Annotated in this window: 22 protein-coding genes; 1 reads left to right on the plus strand and 21 read right to left on the minus strand. The window is 73.4% G+C overall.

Going from position 1 to position 18953, the window contains the following annotated elements:
• Positions 1-373, plus strand: a 373-nt coding sequence (locus tag N866_RS21360; RefSeq protein WP_034225641.1) for a hypothetical protein, incomplete at its 5' end; no start/stop codon positions are given.
• Between the two features lie 28 nt (positions 374-401).
• On the opposite strand, the gene N866_RS09405 is transcribed toward N866_RS21360, so the two are convergent.
• The 21 genes from N866_RS09405 to rho form a co-directional block, all read right to left on the minus strand.
• Positions 402-1229 carry an alpha/beta fold hydrolase gene (locus tag N866_RS09405; protein ID WP_034225643.1) on the minus strand — a complete coding sequence of 276 codons (828 nt, stop codon included), beginning with the start codon at positions 1227-1229 and terminating at the stop codon, positions 402-404.
• Between the two features lie 119 nt (positions 1230-1348).
• Positions 1349-1648: a hypothetical protein gene (locus N866_RS09410; protein ID WP_034225645.1), complete on the minus strand. Its 300-nt coding sequence runs from the start codon at positions 1646-1648 to the stop codon at positions 1349-1351.
• 53 nt (positions 1649-1701) lie between these two features.
• Positions 1702-3177, minus strand: a complete 1476-nt coding sequence (locus N866_RS09415; protein WP_034225647.1) for a glycoside hydrolase family 1 protein — start codon at positions 3175-3177, stop codon at positions 1702-1704.
• A 150-nt stretch (positions 3178-3327) separates the two neighbouring features.
• Positions 3328-4032, minus strand: a complete 705-nt coding sequence (pdxH, locus tag N866_RS09420; protein WP_081802505.1) for a pyridoxamine 5'-phosphate oxidase — start codon at positions 4030-4032, stop codon at positions 3328-3330.
• A gap of 110 nt (positions 4033-4142) precedes the next feature.
• Positions 4143-4838, minus strand: a complete 696-nt coding sequence (gene nucS, locus N866_RS09425) for an endonuclease NucS (protein WP_034225649.1) — start codon at positions 4836-4838, stop codon at positions 4143-4145.
• A complete protein-coding gene (locus tag N866_RS09430) occupies positions 4838-5266 on the minus strand; it encodes a DUF2550 family protein (protein ID WP_052022752.1) in 429 nt (142 codons plus the stop codon). Before N866_RS09430 ends, nucS begins: the two co-directional genes overlap by 1 nt.
• 25 nt (positions 5267-5291) lie before the next feature.
• Complete coding sequence (locus tag N866_RS09435) at positions 5292-5573, minus strand: F0F1 ATP synthase subunit epsilon (protein ID WP_034225651.1); 282 nt, start codon at positions 5571-5573, stop codon at positions 5292-5294.
• Positions 5574-5689: 116 nt separating this feature from the next.
• A complete protein-coding gene (gene atpD / locus N866_RS09440) occupies positions 5690-7168 on the minus strand; it encodes a F0F1 ATP synthase subunit beta (RefSeq protein ID WP_034225653.1) in 1479 nt (492 codons plus the stop codon).
• A 62-nt stretch (positions 7169-7230) separates the two neighbouring features.
• Positions 7231-8121 carry a F0F1 ATP synthase subunit gamma gene (locus N866_RS09445; protein ID WP_034225655.1) on the minus strand — a complete coding sequence of 297 codons (891 nt, stop codon included), beginning with the start codon at positions 8119-8121 and terminating at the stop codon, positions 7231-7233.
• 2 nt (positions 8122-8123) lie between these two features.
• On the minus strand, positions 8124-9755 hold the full coding sequence (gene atpA, locus N866_RS09450) for a F0F1 ATP synthase subunit alpha (protein ID WP_034225657.1): 1632 nt from the start codon (positions 9753-9755) through the stop codon (positions 8124-8126).
• Between the two features lie 69 nt (positions 9756-9824).
• Positions 9825-10643: a F0F1 ATP synthase subunit delta gene (locus tag N866_RS09455; protein ID WP_034225659.1), complete on the minus strand. Its 819-nt coding sequence runs from the start codon at positions 10641-10643 to the stop codon at positions 9825-9827.
• Positions 10643-11212 (minus strand): F0F1 ATP synthase subunit B, encoded by a 570-nt coding sequence (locus N866_RS09460; protein ID WP_034225661.1) that lies wholly within the window; start codon positions 11210-11212, stop codon positions 10643-10645. Before N866_RS09460 ends, N866_RS09455 begins: the two co-directional genes overlap by 1 nt.
• Positions 11212-11442 carry an ATP synthase F0 subunit C gene (gene atpE / locus N866_RS09465; RefSeq protein WP_281173221.1) on the minus strand — a complete coding sequence of 77 codons (231 nt, stop codon included), beginning with the start codon at positions 11440-11442 and terminating at the stop codon, positions 11212-11214. Before atpE ends, N866_RS09460 begins: the two co-directional genes overlap by 1 nt.
• A gap of 85 nt (positions 11443-11527) precedes the next feature.
• Positions 11528-12271 carry a F0F1 ATP synthase subunit A gene (gene atpB, locus N866_RS09470; protein ID WP_245612486.1) on the minus strand — a complete coding sequence of 248 codons (744 nt, stop codon included), beginning with the start codon at positions 12269-12271 and terminating at the stop codon, positions 11528-11530.
• Between the two features lie 214 nt (positions 12272-12485).
• The gene (locus N866_RS09475) at positions 12486-12998 is read right to left on the minus strand and encodes a Cg1360 family ATP-synthase-associated protein (RefSeq protein ID WP_034225666.1); all 513 of its coding nucleotides are present in this window, start codon (positions 12996-12998) and stop codon (positions 12486-12488) included.
• 37 nt (positions 12999-13035) lie between these two features.
• The gene (locus N866_RS09480) at positions 13036-14166 is read right to left on the minus strand and encodes a glycosyltransferase family 4 protein (RefSeq protein ID WP_034225668.1); all 1131 of its coding nucleotides are present in this window, start codon (positions 14164-14166) and stop codon (positions 13036-13038) included.
• Positions 14163-14942, minus strand: a complete 780-nt coding sequence (locus N866_RS09485) for an L-threonylcarbamoyladenylate synthase (protein ID WP_052022753.1) — start codon at positions 14940-14942, stop codon at positions 14163-14165. The genes N866_RS09480 and N866_RS09485 overlap by 4 nt, the downstream gene beginning before the upstream one ends.
• A gap of 5 nt (positions 14943-14947) precedes the next feature.
• Positions 14948-15865, minus strand: coding sequence for a peptide chain release factor N(5)-glutamine methyltransferase (gene prmC / locus N866_RS09490; RefSeq protein WP_081802506.1), 918 nt, complete (start codon positions 15863-15865; stop codon positions 14948-14950).
• Complete coding sequence (gene prfA, locus N866_RS09495; protein ID WP_034225685.1) at positions 15862-16947, minus strand: peptide chain release factor 1; 1086 nt, start codon at positions 16945-16947, stop codon at positions 15862-15864. The genes prmC and prfA overlap by 4 nt, the downstream gene beginning before the upstream one ends.
• Positions 16948-17086: 139 nt before the next feature.
• Complete coding sequence (gene rpmE / locus N866_RS09500; protein WP_034225670.1) at positions 17087-17305, minus strand: 50S ribosomal protein L31; 219 nt, start codon at positions 17303-17305, stop codon at positions 17087-17089.
• Positions 17306-17502: 197 nt separating this feature from the next.
• Positions 17503-18953 (minus strand): transcription termination factor Rho (rho, locus tag N866_RS09505; protein WP_034225672.1); only part of this gene is annotated, 1451 nt, incomplete at its 5' end.

The following is an 18953-nucleotide window of genomic DNA, read 5'->3' on the forward strand; positions in this document are numbered from 1 at the left end:
TGCCCAGGCGGACGCGCTCGCCCGCCGTCAGGCGGCCGAGCACACCGCGGCCCGCCGCCTGCTCGCGGACTTCGTCGCGGCGGCGCAGGAGCGGGGGCCGGCCCCGGTGCCGCTGCGGGCCCGGAGCTACGACGGCCGGCACCGGTACCGCACCCCGCTGGAGGGCTGGTACCTCCGGCGCAACGAGTCCGTCGCGGTCTCCACCTCCGGCGACTTCTACGTGCTGGGCGTGCCGGGCAGCCTGCGGGCGCTCGTGCGCGGCGTCGTGCCCGTCCCGGCCGACCCCCCGCTCGTCCTGGGCAGGGGCGGGCGCGACGGGGAGTCGGTCGACCTCGCCGACGCCCTGCGCGCCGTCCTCGACGGGGAGCGCTGACCGGCTCTCGGACGCCGGGTCGGGCCCGTCAGCCGTGCGCGCGTCGCAGCAGACCACCCAGGGCCGAGGCGACCGGCTCGGGGCTCTCGTTGGGCGTCATGTGGCCGGCCCGGGGGACCACGGTGAGCTGCGCGTCGCGCAGCGCGGCCACGAGGTGCTCGGCGGCCGCGGGCGGCGAGAGCTCGTCCTCCTCCCCCACCACGACGACGGCGGGACCGTCGAAGGCCTCGAGCACCGCGGTCCGGTCCGGCCGCGCGGCCATGGCGCGCTGCGCCCAGGCGACGGCCGCAGGCCCCTGGTCCCGGATCCACCCCTCCACCCGGTCCACGAGGTCCGGGCGGGCCACGCGGTTGGTCGCGCCGAGGACGGCGCTCCGCATCCCGAGCACCGCGTCGACGCGGGCCTCGGCCAGGACGGTGTCGGCCAGCTCCAGACGGCGGGCGCGGGCCGCGTCGTCGTCGGCCGTGGACTTGGTGTCGACGAGGCCGAGGCCCGCCACCAGGTCGGGGTGCCGCTCCAGGACCGCCATCGCCACGTAGCCGCCCATGGACAGGCCGGCGACGACGGCGCGCTCCACCCCGGCCTCGCGGAGGACGGCCGCGACCGCGTCCGCGGCCACCTCGAGCGACGGGGTGCCCGCAGGGGCGCCCAGGCCCTCCGCGACGTCGTCCCCGGCCGGGGAGTCCCCGAAGCCCGGCAGGTCGGGGGCGAGCACCGTCGGGTCACCCGGCAGCAGGTCCGTCACGTCGAGCCACATGCGGTGGTCCAGGGGGAAGCCGTGCAGGAGCACGAGCGGCAGCCGCCCGGGCGCCCCCCGGCGGAGCGTGTGGAGCCGCAGCATGCCGTCGGTGGTCATGGTCCTCCTTCGCGGCCGGACCTCCCGGCACGTCGTCGTCGCCTCCTGGATACCGCACCCCCGGCCCCGGCGCGCCACGTTCGGGGGCCGTGTCGTCCGGTCGGCGCTGCCGGAGGGCCTCAGCGCCGTCGGTGCCGGGCCTGCCAGCACGCGGCGTGCCAGTGCCGGCGGCCCTCGACCGCGGCCTCCGGACCGAGGAGCGCGTCGGAGCGCCAGGCCACGACGTGCGGGGTCCCGGCGGGGACGTCCTGCTGGCACCCCGGGCACGTGTACGTCTTGCTCCCGCCCCGGACGTGCTGGACGGTCCACTCGCCGTCCGCCGCCGACTCGCTGCGCCGGCCACCGAGGGCCCGGTCGAGGTCGAGCGGCTCGGGCGGGGTCCCGTACGGCCGCCGGCTCGACCGTCGTCCCCTGGGCATGCGGCTCATCCTCCCACCCCCGACGACGACGCCCCGACCGGGGCCGTGGCGGGTCAGCGCGGGGCTGACCCCTCGGACGCGGCGGCGACGGGCGGCAGGGTGGCGGCGACCTCGACCGGGACGAGGGTCCGGGTGCGGACCACCTCCCGGTACCACAGCGCCGAGTCCTTCCACGTGCGCTCGAGGGTGTCGTAGTCGACGCGCACGACCCCGAAGCGGCGGTCGTAGCCGTACGCCCACTCGAAGTTGTCCATGAGGGACCAGACGAAGTACCCGCGGACGTCCGCGCCGCCGTCGATCGCGCGGCCCACGGCCTCGAGGTGGTCGTGGACGTAGGCGACGCGCCGCTCGTCGTGGACGCGGCCGTCGGGCGAGACCTCGTCCTCGAACGCGGCGCCGTTCTCGGTGACCATCAACGGGAGCGCGGGGTAGCGCTCGTGCAGCCCCAGGAGGAGGTCGACGAGGCCCTGGGGCTCGATGTTCCAGCCCATCGCCGTGTGCGGGCCGGGCTGCGGGAGCCACTCGACGAGGTCGCAGCCGACCCAGGGGCTGAAGGCGGAGTCGCCGTGGCCGTCGGCACGCGGGACCCCGACGGCGGCCTCGCCGCGGAACCGGCGGACCCGGCCCGTGGAGTAGAAGTTGACGCCGAGCGCCGTGAGCGGCTGCTGGACGACCGCCAGGTCCCCCTCGTGCACGAAGGACCAGTCCGTCAGGTGGGCCGTGTCCGCCAGGAGGCGCTCCGGGTACGCACCCTCGAGCATCGGGCCGAGGAAGACCTCGTTCGCGACCGCGTCGACCTGGGCCTGCGCGTCCCGGTCCTCGGGCGCGTCCGTCGCGGCGCGGGTCACGTGCAGGTTCAGCGTCACCGACACGCGCGCGTCGTCGCCGAGCACCTCCCGGATCGAGCGGACCGCGAGCCCGTGCGCGAGGTTGAGGTGGTGCACGGCGGCCAGCGCCGCGGCGCCGTCGGTCCGGCCGGGGGCGTGCACGCCCGAGGCGTACCCGAGGTAGGCGGAGCACCACGGCTCGTTGAGCGTCGTCCAGAGCCACACGCGGTCCCCCAGCGCCTCGGCGACGAGGCGCGCGTACTCGCCGAAGGCCTCGGCCGTCGCGCGCGAGGTCCAGCCGCCCTCGTCCTCCAGGGCCTGGGGCAGGTCCCAGTGGTACAGCGTGGCGACCGGGCGGATGCCGGCGGCGAGGAGCTCGTCGACGAGGCCGGAGTAGAAGGCGACACCCTCCGGGTTCGCCGGGCCGCGACCCGTCGGCTGGATGCGCGGCCAGGCGATCGAGAAGCGGTAGGCCTCGAGGCCCAGCTCCTTCATGAGGGCCACGTCGTCGGCCATGCGGTGGTAGTGGTCGGCGGCGACGTCACCGGTGTCCCCGTTGAGGACCCTCCCGGGCGTGCGGCTGAAGGTGTCCCAGATGGAGGGACCGCGGCCCCCCTCGTCGACGGCGCCCTCGATCTGGTACGACGCCGTGGCGGCACCCCAGAGGAAGTCGGCGGGGAACGTGCGGGGCGTGCCGGTCATGGCGGGTCCTCGGGAGGTCGGGGCGGGGTGCCCTCCATCATGCCGCACCGTGGGAGCGCTTTCACGCCGACGGCGTGGGATCCCGCCGACGGCGCCGCGGACCCGGCCGGCGGCGGCGCGGCCCGTCCACGCGCCGCGCTCACGCCGCGCTCAGGGCGCCAGTCGCTCCAGGGCCCACCCCTCGTCCGTGCGCCGGTAGCGCAATCGGTCGTGCAGGCGCGAGGGACGGCCCTGCCAGAGCTCGACGGAGCGGGGGACGACGCGGAACCCGCCCCAGTGGTCCGGCACGGGGACGTCGGTCCCCTCCGGGTGCTCGCGCTGGAGCGCGGCGTACCGGTCCTCCAGCGCGGCCCGGTCAGGGACCACGGCGGACTGCTCGCTCGCCCACGCGCCGAGTCGCGAGCCGTGCGGCCGCGAGCGGAAGTACGCCTCGGTCTCGCCCCGGTCCACCTCCTCCACGTCACCGCAGACGACGACCTGGCGGTCGATCTCGAGCCAGGGGAACACGAGCGACGCGCGCGGGTTCTCCTGCATCTCGCGGCCCTTGCGCGACAGGTGGTTGGTGAAGAGGACGAAGCCCCGGTCGTCCAGGCCCTTGAGCAGCACCGTCCGGGCCGACGGCACCCCCTGGGCGTCGGCGGTCGCGAGGACCATCGCGTTCGGCTCCAGGAGCCCGGCCCCGGCAGCGTCGTCGAACCAGCGGCGGAACTGCACGAAGGGGTCGGGATCGACGTCGGCCTCGAGGAGCTCGCCGGCCTCGTAGGACCGCCGCAGCGCGGCCAGGTCCGCCCGGCGCTCCGCCGGGGCCGTGGTCGGCGCGCCCGCTCCCGACGCGCTGGTCTCGGAGGTGCTCATGGCGCCATCGTGGCACGCACGCGGCGCCGCCCGGGGCCTGCCGCCCGCGTCGCCTCAGGGTCGCTCGGAGGGCAGGGGCGCGGTACCGGCGGCCTCGCGCACGAGGCGCGTCAGAACAGCCGGGAGTCCACGTCGTCGACGCCGCGCATCGCCTCGTAGTCCAGGACGACGCACGCGATCCCCCGGTCCTGCGCCAGCACGCGCGCCTGCGGCTTGATCTCCTGGGCGGCGAAGACGCCGCGGACCGGGTGCAGGTGCGGGTCCCGGTTCAGGAGCTCGAGGTACCGCGTCAGCTGCTCGACGCCGTCGATGTCGCCGCGGCGCTTGATCTCGACCGCGACCGTGGCGCCGTCCCCGTCGCGCGCGAGGATGTCGACGGGCCCGATCGCCGTCGGGTACTCCCGCCGGACCAGCACGTGGCCGGTGCCCAGGAGGCCGATCTGCTCGGCCAGCAAAGCCTGGAGGTGCGCCTCGACGCCGTCCTTCACCAGTCCGGGGTCGACCCCGAGCTCGTGGGCCGAGTCGTGCAGGACGTCGTGCAGCTCGATCTCGAGCCGGTCGTCCGACTTCGCGTGCTGCACGTTCCAGACCGCGGTGACGCCCGCTGCCGCCGCCTCGGGCGCCGGGTCGGCCACCGCGAGGGTGCAGGGCGGGCTCATCCAGTTCAGTGGCTTGTACGAGCCGCCGTCGGAGTGCAGCAGGACGCTCCCGTCCGCCTTGACGACGATGAGCCGCGTCGCGAGCGGCAGGTGCGCCGAGAGCCGGCCGGTGTAGCGGGCGGCGCACCGCGCGACGACGAGGCGCACTAGATGACCCTTCCGACGGGGCGGGGCCCGGACTCGAGCCAGGAGACGAGCCCGGCGCAGGCCGGCGCGGACATGAGCACCTGGAAGGCGTCGGAGCCGTGCACGCAGCGGACGAGCAGCATCTGCCGCCCGCGTTCGTCGACCTCGCCGAGCGGGACCCGCTCGACCAGGGTGAGCTCGTCCCTGGACCAGGCCGCCGCGGGGCGGGGCGAGAGGGACAGGACGCGCCACCACACCAGCCGCGAGCTCGTGTAGTGCGCGATCCCGGTCGTCCAGGGGCGGTCGCTCGACGTGTCGGGGCGCAGGCCGCAGGAGAACGACCCGACCCGCCGCGAGAGCGTCGTCTGGCGCGACCAGAACATCGCCAGCACCACGGCGAGGAGGAGCAGCAGGAGGCCCAGGACGATCAGCGCACCCGAGAGCTCCACGAGGCAGGACCCGTCGACGTCCCGGTCAGCGTGCGGTGGTCGTGGCGGACCCGTCGTCGACGCTGTCGACGACGACGGTCACCCGGTCACCGTCGACCGACAGGAACCCGGAGTCGATCCGCACCTGCCGCACCTCGCCGCCGGTCGGGGTGATCCGCACGGTCCCGGCGCGCAGCGTGGCCAGCACCGGGGCGTGGCCGGGCAGGATGCCGATGTCGCCGTCGGCGGCCGGTGCGCTCACCATGCTGGCCTCGCCGGACCAGACCTTGCGGTCCGCCGCGACGAGGTCGACCTCCAGGTGTGCCACGCGTGTCTCCTCGTGTCGGGTGCTGTGGGCGACCGCCGGGGGGCGGCGGTCGGGTACCGGGCGGGACCCGGGGCCGGCTCAGCCGGCCCCGGGACCGCCGCGGGGGCTGACCGGGGTCAGCCGATCTCCTTCTGGATGCGCGCCCAGTTGCGCTCCAGGTCCTCGAGGCCACCGATGTTGAAGAAGGCCTGCTCGGCGATGTGGTCGAACTCGCCGTCGGCGATCTTCTTGAACGCCTCGATGGTCTCGCTCATCGGGACGGTCGAGCCCGGGACGTTGGTGAACTGGGTCGCCATGTAGGTGTTCTGCGACAGGAACTGCTGGATGCGCCGCGCGCGGGCCACGACGATCTTGTCCTCCTCGGACAGCTCGTCGACGCCGAGGATCGCGATGATGTCCTGCAGCTCCTTGTTGCGCTGGAGAATCGACTTCACGCGCGTCGCCGTCTCGTAGTGCTCCTGGCCCACGTAGCGCGGGTCGAGGATGCGCGAGGTCGACGTCAGCGGGTCCACGGCGGGGTACAGACCACGCGACGCGATCTCACGGGAGAGCTCCGTCGTGGCGTCCAGGTGGGCGAACGTCGTCGCCGGCGCCGGGTCGGTGTAGTCGTCGGCCGGGACGTAGATGGCCTGGAGCGACGTGATGGAGTGACCACGCGTGGAGGTGATGCGCTCCTGGAGCTGGCCCATCTCGTCGGCGAGGTTCGGCTGGTAGCCGACCGCGGAGGGCATGCGGCCGAGCAGCGTCGAGACCTCGGAGCCGGCCTGGGTGAACCGGAAGATGTTGTCGATGAACAGCAGCACGTCCTGCTTCTGCACGTCGCGGAAGTACTCCGCCATCGTCAGGGCCGAGAGCGCGACGCGCAGACGCGTGCCCGGCGGCTCGTCCATCTGGCCGAAGACGAGCGCCGTCTGCTTGATGACGCCCGACTCGGTCATCTCCTCGATGAGGTCGTTGCCCTCACGGGTGCGCTCCCCCACGCCGGCGAAGACCGACACGCCGTTGTGGTTGTTCGCGACGCGGTAGATCATCTCCTGGATCAGGACCGTCTTGCCGACGCCGGCACCGCCGAACAGGCCGATCTTGCCGCCCTGGACGTACGGGGTCAGCAGGTCGATGACCTTGATGCCCGTCTCGAACATCTGGGTCTTCGCCTCGAGCTGGTCGAAGGCCGGGGGCTTGCGGTGGATGGGCCACCGCTCCGTCACCTCCAGGCGCTCGCCCTCCTTGAGGTTGAGCACCTCGCCGGTCACGTTGAAGACGTGACCCAGGGTCGCGTCGCCCACGGGGACGGAGATGGGCGCGCCCGTGTCCCGGACGACGGCGCCGCGGACCAGGCCGTCGGTCGGCTTCAGCGCGATCGCGCGCACCATGGACTCGCCGAGGTGCTGCGCGACCTCGAGCCGCAGGGTGAAGACCCCGTCGTCCTGACCGAGCACCGAGGTGTCGACGTCGACCTCGAGCGCGTTGTAGATCTCAGGGATCGCGTCGGTCGGGAACTCGATGTCGACGACCGGGCCGATCACCCGGGCGACCCGGCCCGTGCCCGGCGCACCCGCGTTCGGGGTGGCGGCGTCGGTGGCGGTGGCAGTCATGTCTCTCTCGCTTCGCTCGACCGGAGCATGTCCGGCGGTGGTGTGTGCGGGCTTCTCGTCGATCAGGAGGACGCCAGCGCGTCGGCGCCGGAGACGATCTCGCTGATCTCCTGGGTGATCTCGGCCTGGCGGGCCTGGTTCGCCAGCCGGGTGAACGTGCGGATGAGCTCCTCGGCGTTCTCCGTGGCCGTGTGCATCGCCCGCTGACGCGAGGCGAGCTCGGAGGCCGCGGCCTGCAGCAGGAAGCTGTAGATGCGGCTCTGCACGTATCGGGGCAGCAAGGCGTCCAGGACGACGTCGGCCGACGGCTCGAACTCGTACAGCGGCAGCGGCTCGGTCCCCACCTCGGCGACGCCCTCGACGACCTCCAGCGGCAGCATCCGGACGACCCGCGGGGTCTGGGACACCATGTTGACGAACTGCGTGTAGACCACGTGCAGCTCGCCGACCGCGTCGTCGCCCTCCGACAGGAAGGCCGCCAGGAGCGTGTCCACGACCTCGCGGGCGGTCTCGAGCGTCGGTGCGTCCGAGGACCCCGTCCAGTGCCGGGCGGTCTCACGGTGCCGGAAGGAGAAGTAGGACACCCCCCGCCGGCCGGTGACGTACAGCACCGGCTCCTTGCCCTCCTCGACCAGCTGGTCCAGGAGCCGCTCCGCCTCCCGCAGGACCGACGCCGAGTAGGCGCCGGCCATCCCGCGGTCGGCGGTCACGATGAGCACCGCGGCGCGGCGCAGCTCGGCCCGCTCGGTCGTCAGCGGGTGGTCGACGTCCGCGTGGGTCGCGACCGCCGAGACCGCCCGGGTGATGGCCCGGGCGTACGGCGACGCCGCATCGACCCTGGCCCGCGCCTTGCCGATGCGCGAGGCAGCGATGAGCTCCATCGCGCGGAAGATCTTCTTCAGCGACTGCGTCGACCGGATCCGCTGCCGGTAGACCCGCTGCTGACCTGCCACGCTCAGGCCCTCTTCTGGGCGACGATCTGCTCCTGCTCGACGTCGGCCGTCTCGCCGTCGCCGCCGGCGAGGGGATCCGCCGCGGCGTCGGCACCGTGCTGGAAGCCGGCCGCGAAGTCGTCGATCGCCGCCGCCAGCGCCGCCTCGGTCTCGTCCGACAGCTGACCCGTCGTCTCGATCGTCGTCAGCACGTCCGTGTTGCGCCGCAGGTGGTCCAGCATCTCCTGCTCGAAGCGCCGCACGTCGGACAGCGCGACCTTGTCGAGCTTGCCCTTGGTGCCCGCCCAGATCGAGACGACCTGGTCCGAGACCGGGTACGGGGAGTACTGCGGCTGCTTGAGCAGCTCCATGAGGCGCGCGCCCCGGGTGAGCTGCTGGCGCGACGCCGCGTCCAGGTCGGAGGCGAACATCGCGAACGCCTCGAGCGACCGGTACTGCGCCAGGTCGATCTTGAGCGTGCCGGAGACCTTCTTCATCGCCTTGACCTGGGCGGAGCCACCGACGCGGGACACCGAGATGCCGACGTCGACGGCGGGCCGCTGGTCCGCGTTGAACAGGTCCGACTGGAGGAAGATCTGCCCGTCGGTGATGGAGATGACGTTGGTCGGGATGTACGCGGAGACGTCGTTCGCCTTCGTCTCGATCATCGGCAGGCCGGTCATCGACCCGGCACCGAGCTCGTCGTTGAGCTTCGCGCAGCGCTCGAGCAGCCGGGAGTGCAGGTAGAAGACGTCACCCGGGTACGCCTCACGGCCCGGCGGGCGGCGCAGCAGCAGGGACACCGCGCGGTAGGCCTCGGCCTGCTTCGACAGGTCGTCGAAGATGATCAGGACGTGCTTGCCGCCGTACATCCAGTGCTGGCCGATGGCGGAGCCGGTGTAGGGCGCCAGGTACTTGAAGCCGGCCGGGTCCGAGGCGGGGGCCGCGACGATCGTCGTGTACTCCAGCGCGCCGGCCTCCTCGAGCGCCCCGCGCACGGCGGCGATCGTGGAGCCCTTCTGACCGATGGCCACGTAGATGCAGCGCACCTGCTTCGTCGGGTCGCCCGACTCCCAGTTGGCCTTCTGGTTGATGATCGTGTCGATCGCGATCGCCGTCTTGCCGGTCTGGCGGTCGCCGATGATCAGCTGACGCTGTCCGCGCCCGATCGGGATCATCGCGTCGATGGCCTTGAGCCCGGTCTGCAGCGGCTCGTGCACGCTCTTGCGCGCCATGACACCGGGCGCCTGGAGCTCCAGGGCACGGCGGCCCTCGGTCTGGATCTCGCCCAGCCCGTCGATCGGCGTGCCGAGGGGGTCGACCACGCGACCGAGGTACCCGTCGCCGACGGCCACGGAGAGGACCTCGCCGGTGCGTCGGACCGGCTGGCCCTCCTCGATGCCCGTGAACTCCCCGAGCACCACCACACCGATCTCGCGCACGTCGAGGTTGAGCGCCAGGCCCAGCGTGCCGTCCTCGAACTCGAGGAGCTCGTTCGCCATCGTGCCCGGCAGGCCCTCGACCTGCGCGATGCCGTCGCCGGCCAGCGTGACGCGTCCGACCTCTTCGCGGACGGCACCCTCGGGCGCGTACGACTTCACGAAGCTGTCCAGTGCGGCGCGGATCTCGTCCGGCCTGATCGTCAGCTCAGCCATGTCTCTCTCCTGTCATGACCGCGGAGCGGTCGCTACGTTCTGCGGGAGCCCCGGAGGGCTCGGAGTGGATCAGCCGGCGAGCCGACGGCGGACGTCGTCGAGCCTGGCGAGCACGGTCGTGTCGACCAGCTCCGGCCCGACCTGGACGCGCAGGCCCCCGATGACGTCGGGCTCGACGGCCACCTGCACCGACACCGGACGGCCGTACGTCCGCTCGAGCACCGCCGTCAGGCGCTGGACCTGCACCGCGGTGAGCGGCACGGCGGCCGTCACCTCGGCCATGAGGACCTCGCGGCGTTCCGCCGCCAGCCCGAGCACGGAGCCGGTCCATGCCGCGGTGCTGCGTGCCCGGGGCGCCACCGCCGCGCGCTCCACGAGCTGGAGCGTCGCCGCGTGCACCCGCCCTGCGCCGAGCAGGTCGTGCACCAGGGCGCCGCGCTGGGACGGCGTCGCCCGGCGGTCCGTGAGGGCCTGGCGCAGCTCGCGCTGGTGCACCAGGACGCGGTCGAACCGGAACAGCTCGTCCTCGACCCGCTCCAGGGCGCCCTCGGACTGCGCAGCGGCGAGCACGGAGATCACCGCGAGACGCTCGATCGCGTCCAGCAGCGCCCGCTCGCTGGACCAGCGGAGCCGGACCAGCTCCTGCAGGAGGCTGACGACACGGCCGTCGACCTTCCCCGTGAGCAGCCCCTCGACCAGACCGGCCTTGGCGTCACCCGGACGGGCCGGGTCCGTCAGCGCACGCCGGAGCGAGCCGGAGCCGTCCAGCGCGTCCAGCACACCGAAGAGCTGCGCTCCGAGCACCGATGCCTGCGCTCCCGCGGCGAGCAGGACCGGCTCGTAGCCGTCCTGCACCGACCGGACCGCTGGCTGGTTGCTGACGTGCATCAGTTCTCCCGGCTCCCGATGGTGGCGGACGCCTCGATGTCGTCGAGGAACCTGTCGATGACCCGCGACTGGCGGGCCTCGTCGGCGAGTGCCTCACCGACGATGCGCGATGCGAGCTCCGTCGCCAGCGCACCCACCTCGGCGCGCAGCGACACGGCCGCCTGCTGGCGCTCGGCCGCGATCTGACGCTGGGCGTTCTCGAGGATGCGCGCAGCGTCGTCGGACGCCTTCTGCCGCAGCTCGGCGACGATCGTCGAGCCTTCGGCGCGTGCCTCCTCGCGGATGCGGGCCGCCTCGGCGCGGGCCTCGGCGAGCTGCTGGTGGTACTCGGCCAGCGCCACCTGCGCCTCGGCCTGCGCGGCCTCGGCCCGGGCCATACCGCCCTGGATCTTCTCCGCGCGCTCGTCGAGCACCCGGTTGAAGGTCGGCAGGACCTTCTTCCAGAAGACCAGCGCGATGATGATCAACGCCGCCAGTGATCCGAAGATGTCGTACAGCGGCGGGATGAAGAGGAAGATCCCCTCGGGGACCTTGCTCTCCCCCGCCGCGAGCACGATGGCGTCGGTCATCAGAGGATCAGACCCGCGACCAGGCCGATGAGCCCGAGGGCCTCGATGAGGGCCATGCCGATGAACATGTTGACCCGCAGCTGGCCGGCGACCTCCGGCTGGCGCGCGACGCTCTCCTGCGTCTTGGCCACCAGGATGCCGATGCCGATGCCCGGGCCGAGCGTCGCGAGGCCGTAGCCGACCGTGGCGATGTTGCCGGTCAGCTGCGCGAGCGTGGTGGTGTTGTCCACTGTGTTTCCTTCCGTGTCACCCCCGCTCACGCGTGGGGTGGGTCCGATCGGTCGAGTACCGGCCGCGGTCGCGACCGACGATGGGTCAGTGCGCTTCCTGCGAGAGGTTGATGTAGACGGCGGTCAGGAGCGTGAAGATGTAGGCCTGCAGCGCCGAGATGAACAGCTCGAAGACGGTGAACGCGAAGGCCGCGCCGAACGTCAGCAGCCCGACCGCCTTGACCGCGCCCGCCGCCTCGAAGAAGAGGTAGTTGGTCAGCATGAAGAAGGTGACCAGCAGCAGGTGGCCGGCCAGCATGTTGGCCATGAGACGGACCGTCAGGGTGAGCGGCCGCAGGATGAAGGTCGAGATGATCTCGATCGGCGTCAGGATGACGTAGAGCGGCCACGGCACGCCGGACGGGAACAGGCTCGTCCGCAGGTACCCCACGACGCCGTGCGCCTTGATCCCGGCCCAGACGAAGGCCACGAACGCGGCGGCGGCCAGCAGCAGCGGGACCGCCACCACCGAGTTCGACGGGATGTTCAGCCCGGGGACGATGCCCGTGACGTTCAGGAAGAAGATCGCGAAGAACATCGTGGTCAGCATCGGCACGTAGGGGCGCGCGTGCTGCTTGCCGAGGACCTCCTCGGCGATGTTGACCCGGACGAAGTCCAGGCCGATCTCGGCCACGCTCTGGGCCCGACCGGGCACCAGGCGGGCCCGGCTCGCGACGGCCCAGAACAGGGCCACGAGGGCGATGACGGCGATCCACCGCACCAGCGAGATGCGGTTGAACTCGAAGATCGTGCCCTCGAACGCGATGGCCGGGGGGAAGAACTCGGTCATCGAGGGGACCGGGAGGCCACCGTCTCCCGACGCGGCCAGCAACATGTCCGTCGCTGCGGTGATCAGTGGGTACTCCCCAGGTCAAGGCCGGCGCGCGCGCAGGCGCGGCACCGGGCCAGGTCGTTGTGGATCGGCCAAATGTTAACGCATCCAGCGGCCCCCGTTGACCGCCGTCCGCGTCCCGGCGAGGGACCAAGGTCCCGACGATTCATGATCAGACCCGGGGTCGTGTGGAGGTGTCCGCGTACGGGATCCGCCCCCCGGTGACGGCCCGGTAGTCGAGGAGGACCGAGCCCAGCACGCCGATGATGACGACCACGGCGAAGACGCCGCGGTGGTAGAAGTCCTCGTCCCGCAGCAGGGAGAACGCGATGATGAGCAGCAGCGTCTTGAGCAGCCAGCTGCCGACGAGGGCACCGCTGGCGGCGGTGATCGAGGACCGGGCGGTGAGCAGCATCGCCAGGACCGTGCTGCCGCTGAAGACCAGCGCCACGGCCACCCCGAGGAGGGCGCCCCACGCCCCCGCAGAGGTCGGCTCCACCAGCCAGGCGGCGACCGGGGTGGCGACGGCGGCGAGCGCCCCGACGAGGACGAGCATGTCGCGCAGCGCCTGGCGGAAGACCTTCCGCACCGGCTCGTCGCGGACCGTCGGCTCCGGTCGGGCGGGCGGACCCGACGCGTCCTCGGCGTCCGCGTCGGCCGGTCGGGGGTGCGAGGACTCTGCCATGGGTGTCTCCAGTCGGTGGTGGGGGGTCGAGGGCGCGTCAGGCGGGCGGCCCGTGCCCGGCGGAGGCGCGGCGGGTGCGAGGGGTGAGGCGGCGGAGCGGTCCGAGGGTGAGGAGCAGTGCGACCACGGCCGCACTGCCCACCACCCACAGGGTCGTCTGCACGGACCAGACGACCAGGGCGGCCCCGCCGAAGGAGAACAGCGCCGTCCACACGTACATGATGAGGACGGCGCGCCGGTGGGAGTGCCCGAGCTGGAGCAGGCGGTGGTGCAGGTGCCGCCGGTCGGGGTGGAACGGGCTCTTGCCCGCCCCCAGCCGCCGGACGACCGCCAGACCCATGTCCAGCAAGGGCAGGAGCAGGACGGCGACCGGCAGCAGGATCGGCAGGAACGCCGGGATGGCCTGCCGCGCGGAGACGGCCACGGTGTCGATCTGCCCGGTGACGACGATGGTGGCGGCCGCGATCGTCAGGCCGATGAGCATGGATCCCGAGTCGCCCATGAAGATGCGCGCGGGGTGGAAGTTGTGCGGCAGGAAGCCGAGGCACGCGCCGACCAGGACCGCGACGACGAGCGTCGCGAGATTGGAGTAGTCGGTGCTGCTCGCCTGCGTGGTGAGCAGGTACGTGTAGACGAAGAACCCCGTGCCGCCGATGGCGATGAGGCCCGCCGCGAGGCCGTCGAGCCCGTCGACGAAGTTCACCGCGTTGATCGCGACGACGACCGTGAGCACCGTCGCGCCGAGCGAGAAGTAGCTGGACCCGATGGTCAGGGTGTCGGCGAACGGGATCGCGTAGAGCTGGATGCCGCCGAAGGCGATGAGACCGGCCGCGAGCACCTGCCCGACGAGCTTGGTGAACCAGTCCAGGTCCCAGACGTCGTCGGCGGCCCCGAGCAGGGTGACGGCCCCCGCGCCGGCGAGGATCGCCCACGCCGCCGAGTCCGTGAACACGCCCTCCAGGAACGGCATGCGGGACGCCAGGACCATCGCGACGGCCATCCCGAGGAACATGGCCACGCCACCGAGCCGCGGCGTGGGGATGACGTGGACGTCCCGGTCCCGCACGGCGGTGATCGCGCCGGTCCGCAGCGCGACCCACCGCGCCAGCGGCGTGAGCAGGTACGTCACCGCCGCCGAGACGAGCATGAGGAGCAGGTAGACCCTCATGGGAGCGGCTCGGCGGGCTCGGTCGCCGACGACGGCGCAGCGGGTTCGGTCGCCGACGACGGCGCAGCGGGCTCGGTCGCCGACGACGGCGCAGCGGGTTCGGTCGCCGACGACGGCTCGGCGGCGGGACGCGCCTCGCCGGAGGAGCCGTCCAGGTCGAGGACGTCGGTGACCTCACGCAGCGACGCGAGGCCGAGCGCCCCGACCCGCAGCAGGCGCGGGACGGGGCCGGTCGCGTCGACCACGGTCGACCGCTCCGCGGGCGGCAGCTCGCCCGCGTCCAGCGCGAGCTGCGCGGGGCCGACGTCGGGCAGGACGTCCGCCAGCCGGCGCGCCGGCTCCCCGCCCGCTCGGTGGGCCCCGGTGACGGCCAGGGGACCCGTGCGGCGCAGGAGCGTCAGGGCGGCGGGGTGGTCGGGCATGCGGACGGCGACCGTGCCGCCGTCGTCGCCGAGGTCCCACGCGAGGGAGGGCTGCGCGTGCAGCACCACCGTCAGCGCGCCGGGCCAGAACGCCTCCAGGAGCGCGCGCGCGGGCTCGGAGACGTCCGCGCACAGGCCGTCGACGGTGCGCCGGTCCGGGACGAGCACCGCGGGGGGCGTCCCCGCCGCGCGACCCGTGGTCTGCGCGAGGGCCGCGACCGCCGCCGGGGTGAAGGCCTCGGCGGCCAGCCCGTAGACGGTGTCGGTGGGCACGACCACCAGGCCCCCGCGGCTCAGGACGTTCACGGCCTCGTCGAGCCCGGGGCCCCAGGAGGCCGGGTCCTGGCAGTCCATCACCTTCACAGCGGCGAGTCTCGCACGACGGCCCCGTGGTCCCGGCGCGCGACGAGCATGCGGTCCCGCCCGGTCAGGTCGGTCCCGGTCGTGACGGCCTCGAAGCCACCGGTGCCGACGGCGAGCGCACGCGCCGGCGCCGCCTGGACCTCCGCGTGCTCCATGACGAGCAGGCCGCCTGCCCGGAGCAGCCGCGCGGCCGTCCGCACCACGCCCCGCGGGACCTCCAGCCCGTCCTCTCCCCCGCCGTACAGCGCGAGGTCGGGGTCGTGGTCGCGCACCTCCGGGTCCACCGGCACCGCGTCGGGCGGGATGTACGGCGGGTTGGCCACGACGACGTCGACGGAGCCGTCCAGGTCCGCGAGCACGTCGTCCGCCGTCGCGTCCGCGACGACGAGCCGCTCGAGCCGCACCCCCGCGCGCTCGGCGTTGCGCCCGGTCAGGGCGACCGCCTGCGGCGAGAGGTCGACCGCCAGGACCCGGCTCCCCGGCACCTCCAGGGCCACGGACACGGCGATGCCCCCGGCGCCGCAGCAGAGCTCGACCACCACGGGGGCCCGCCCCGCCCGGGCGAGCGCGGCCGCCTCGTCGACGGCGCGCTGCGCGACCGACTCGGTCTCCGGCCGCGGCACGAAGACACCCGGCTCGACCGCCAGGACGAGGTGCCGGAAGCCGGTCTCGCCGACGATGTGCTGGAGCGGCTCACGCCGCCGTCGGCGCTCCACCACCTCGGCGTACCGCGCACGGAAGCCGTCCGGCTCCGCACCGACGAGCGCGGACTCGAACCGCGGGACCCCCAGGACGAGGGCGGCGAGCGCGGCGGCGTCGTGCTGCGGGGACGGCACCCCGGCCTCGGCCAGGACCGCGGCGGCCGCCGCGACGACCTGCCGCAGCGAAGGCGGCGCGGCGGCCTGCTCGCTCACGAGGAGGACCCGGCCGCCTCGGCCAGCCGGGCGGCGTCGTCGGCGTCGACGGCGGAGCGGACGACGGGCTCGAGGTCGCCGTCGAGGACCTGGTCGAGGTTGTACGCCTTGTACCCCGTCCGGTGGTCGACGATGCGGTTCTCGGGGTAGTTGTACGTCCGGATCCGCTCGGACCGGTCGACGGTACGCACCTGGGAGCGGCGGGCCTGGGACGCGGCGGCGGCCGCCTCCTCCTGGCGGGCGGCGAGCAGCCGCGCCCGGAGGATCCGCAGCGCGGCGTCCTTGTTCTGCAGCTGGGACTTCTCGTTCTGGCAGGACACGACGATCCCGGTCGGCAGGTGCGTGAGGCGCACGGCCGAGTCGGTCGTGTTGACCGACTGGCCCCCGGGCCCGGACGAGCGGAAGACGTCGACGCGCAGGTCGTTCGGGTCGAGCAGCACCTCGCCGACGTCCTCGGCCTCGGGCAGGGCCACGACGCCGGCGGCGGAGGTGTGGATCCGGCCCTGGGACTCGGTCACCGGCACGCGCTGCACCCGGTGCACGCCGCCCTCGTACTTCAGGTGCGCCCAGACGCCGTCCTCGGGCGGCACGGTGCCGCGCGCCTTGACGGCCAGCGTCACGTCCTTGTACCCGCCGAGGTCGGAGTGCGTCGCCTCGAGCACCTCGGTGCGCCAGCCCTTGGCCTCGGCGTACCGGCTGTACATGCGCAGCAGGTCACCGGCGAACAGGGCGGACTCCTCGCCGCCCTCGCCGGCCTTGATCTCCAGGAGGACGTCGCGGGCGTCGTCGGGGTCGCGCGGGACCAGGGCCCGCACGAGGGCCTCCTCCGCACGGGCCGCGGCCTCGCGCAGCGCCGGGAGCTCCGCGGCGAACGAGGCGTCCTCGGCCGCGAGCTCCGCCGCCGCCGTCGCGTCGCCGTCGGCCTCCTGCCACGCGCGGTACGCCGCGACGACCCGGCCGAGCTCGGCATACCGGCGTCCGAGCGACCGGGCCAGGGCCGGGTCCGCGTGCACGGCGGCGTCCGCGAGCCGTGCCTCGATCTCGGCGTGCTCGGCGATCAGCGGACCCACCGCGTCGATCATGGCGTGCTCCTCGTCGTCGGCTCCCGGGCCGGGCCTGTCGACCGGGCCTGCGATCGGGCCTGCGATCGGGCCCGGACACAGCAGCGCCGGCGGGGCCGCCCGGACCGAGGTCCGCGGCACCCCGCCGGCGCAGGAGTCCTTACTGGGCGCCGGCCTTCTTGCCGTAGCGCGCCTCGAACCGGGCCACGCGGCCACCGGTGTCGAGGATCTTCTGCTTGCCCGTGTAGAACGGGTGGCAGGCGGCGCAGACGTCGGCGTGGATCTGGCCGTTCTTCTGCGTGCTGCGCGTCGTGAAGGTGTTCCCGCAGGTGCAGGTCACCGTCGTCTCGACGTACTCCGGGTGGATGTCCTTCTTCACGGGTCTCTCCTCGAGGTCACGACCTCCGGGTCGCGGACGGGCTCGTCCACGGGAACCGGAGACCAAGGGGACAGTCTGCCAGAACACCGGCGCGCCGCCGAACCTTCCCGGCGTCGCACGCGGGGGGGCGCACGGCGCCCACACCGCACCCCAGGCGCCCCGGGCGCGCGGGCTGCACGCACCGGGGCACCGAGGGGTCAGTCGTGGTGGTGGCCCGGCGCGCTCGGCGTCGTCTTCTGCACCTGGAGCAGGAACTCCACGTTGGAGCTCGTCTCCCGGAGCTTGGACAGGAGCAGCTCGATGGCCTGCTGCTGGTCCAGCGCGCTCATCACGCGCCGCAGCTTCCAGTTGATCTTCAGCTCGTCCGCGGGGATGAGGATCTCCTCGCGGCGGGTGCCCGAGGCGTCCACGTCCACCGCCGGGAAGATCCGCTTGTCCGCGAGCTGCCGGGAGAGCTTGAGCTCCATGTTCCCGGTGCCCTTGAACTCCTCGAAGATGACCTCGTCGGCCTTGGATCCGGTCTCGACCAGCGCGGTCGCCAGGATGGTCAGCGAGCCGCCGTGCTCGATGTTGCGCGCCGCCCCGAAGAACCGCTTCGGCGGGTAGAGCGCGGAGGAGTCGACACCGCCGGACAGGATGCGGCCGGACGCCGGCGCGGCGATGTTGTACGCCCGCCCCAGTCGCGTGATCGAGTCCAGCAGCACGACGACGTCCTGCCCGAGCTCCACGAGCCGCTTGGCGCGCTCGATGGCGAGCTCGGCGACGGTGGTGTGGTCGTCGGCCGGCCGGTCGAAGGTCGAGGCGATGACCTCGCCCTTCACCGTGCGCTGCATGTCCGTGACCTCCTCGGGGCGCTCGTCGACGAGCACGACCATGAGGTGGACCTCGGGGTTGTTCGTGGTGATGGCGTTGGCGATCGCCTGCAGCACGAGCGTCTTGCCCGCCTTGGGCGGCGAGACGATGAGGCCGCGCTGGCCCTTGCCGATCGGCGCCACGAGGTCGATGATCCGCGTCGTCATGACGGTGGGCCCGGTCTCCAGGCGCAGCCGCTCCTGCGGGTACAGCGGCGTGAGCTTGCCGAACTCCGGACGCGTGCGGGCCTGCTCCGGCGCCATGCCGTTGACCGAGTCCAGCCGCACCAGGGCGTTGACCTTGCTGTTGCGACCCTGCGGCGGCAGCTGCTCGCCGTCGCGGGGCTGCCGCACGGCGCCGACGACGGCGTCGCCCTTGCGCAGGCCGTGCTTCTTCACCTGGTTCATGGAGACGTAGACGTCGTTGTCGCCGGGCAGGTAGCCGCTCGTGCGGACGAACGCGTAGTTGTCCTTGATGTCCAGGATGCCGGCGACGGGCAGCAGGACGTCGTCGTCGCTGACCTCCGGCTGCTCCTCGAACCCGCCGAGCTCCGGGCCACGGCCACGACGCTTGTTGCGGTCGCGGTCCCGGTAGCGACCACGACGACGGCGGCCGCCGCCCTCCTCGTCGAGCTCGTCGCGACCGGCCTCGGCAAGCCGGGGGTCGCGCTGCTGCTGCAGCTGCTCGGCCTGGCGACCGTCGCGCTGCGGGGTCCGCTGGGCGCCCTCGCGCCGGTTGCCCTCGCGCGGGGCGGTCTCGCGCTGCGCGACGTCGCGCTGGGGGGCGTCGGCCTCGG

The sequence above is a fragment of the Actinotalea ferrariae CF5-4 genome (assembly GCF_000603945.1).
Classification (GTDB): Bacteria; Actinomycetota; Actinomycetes; order Actinomycetales; family Cellulomonadaceae; genus Actinotalea; species Actinotalea ferrariae.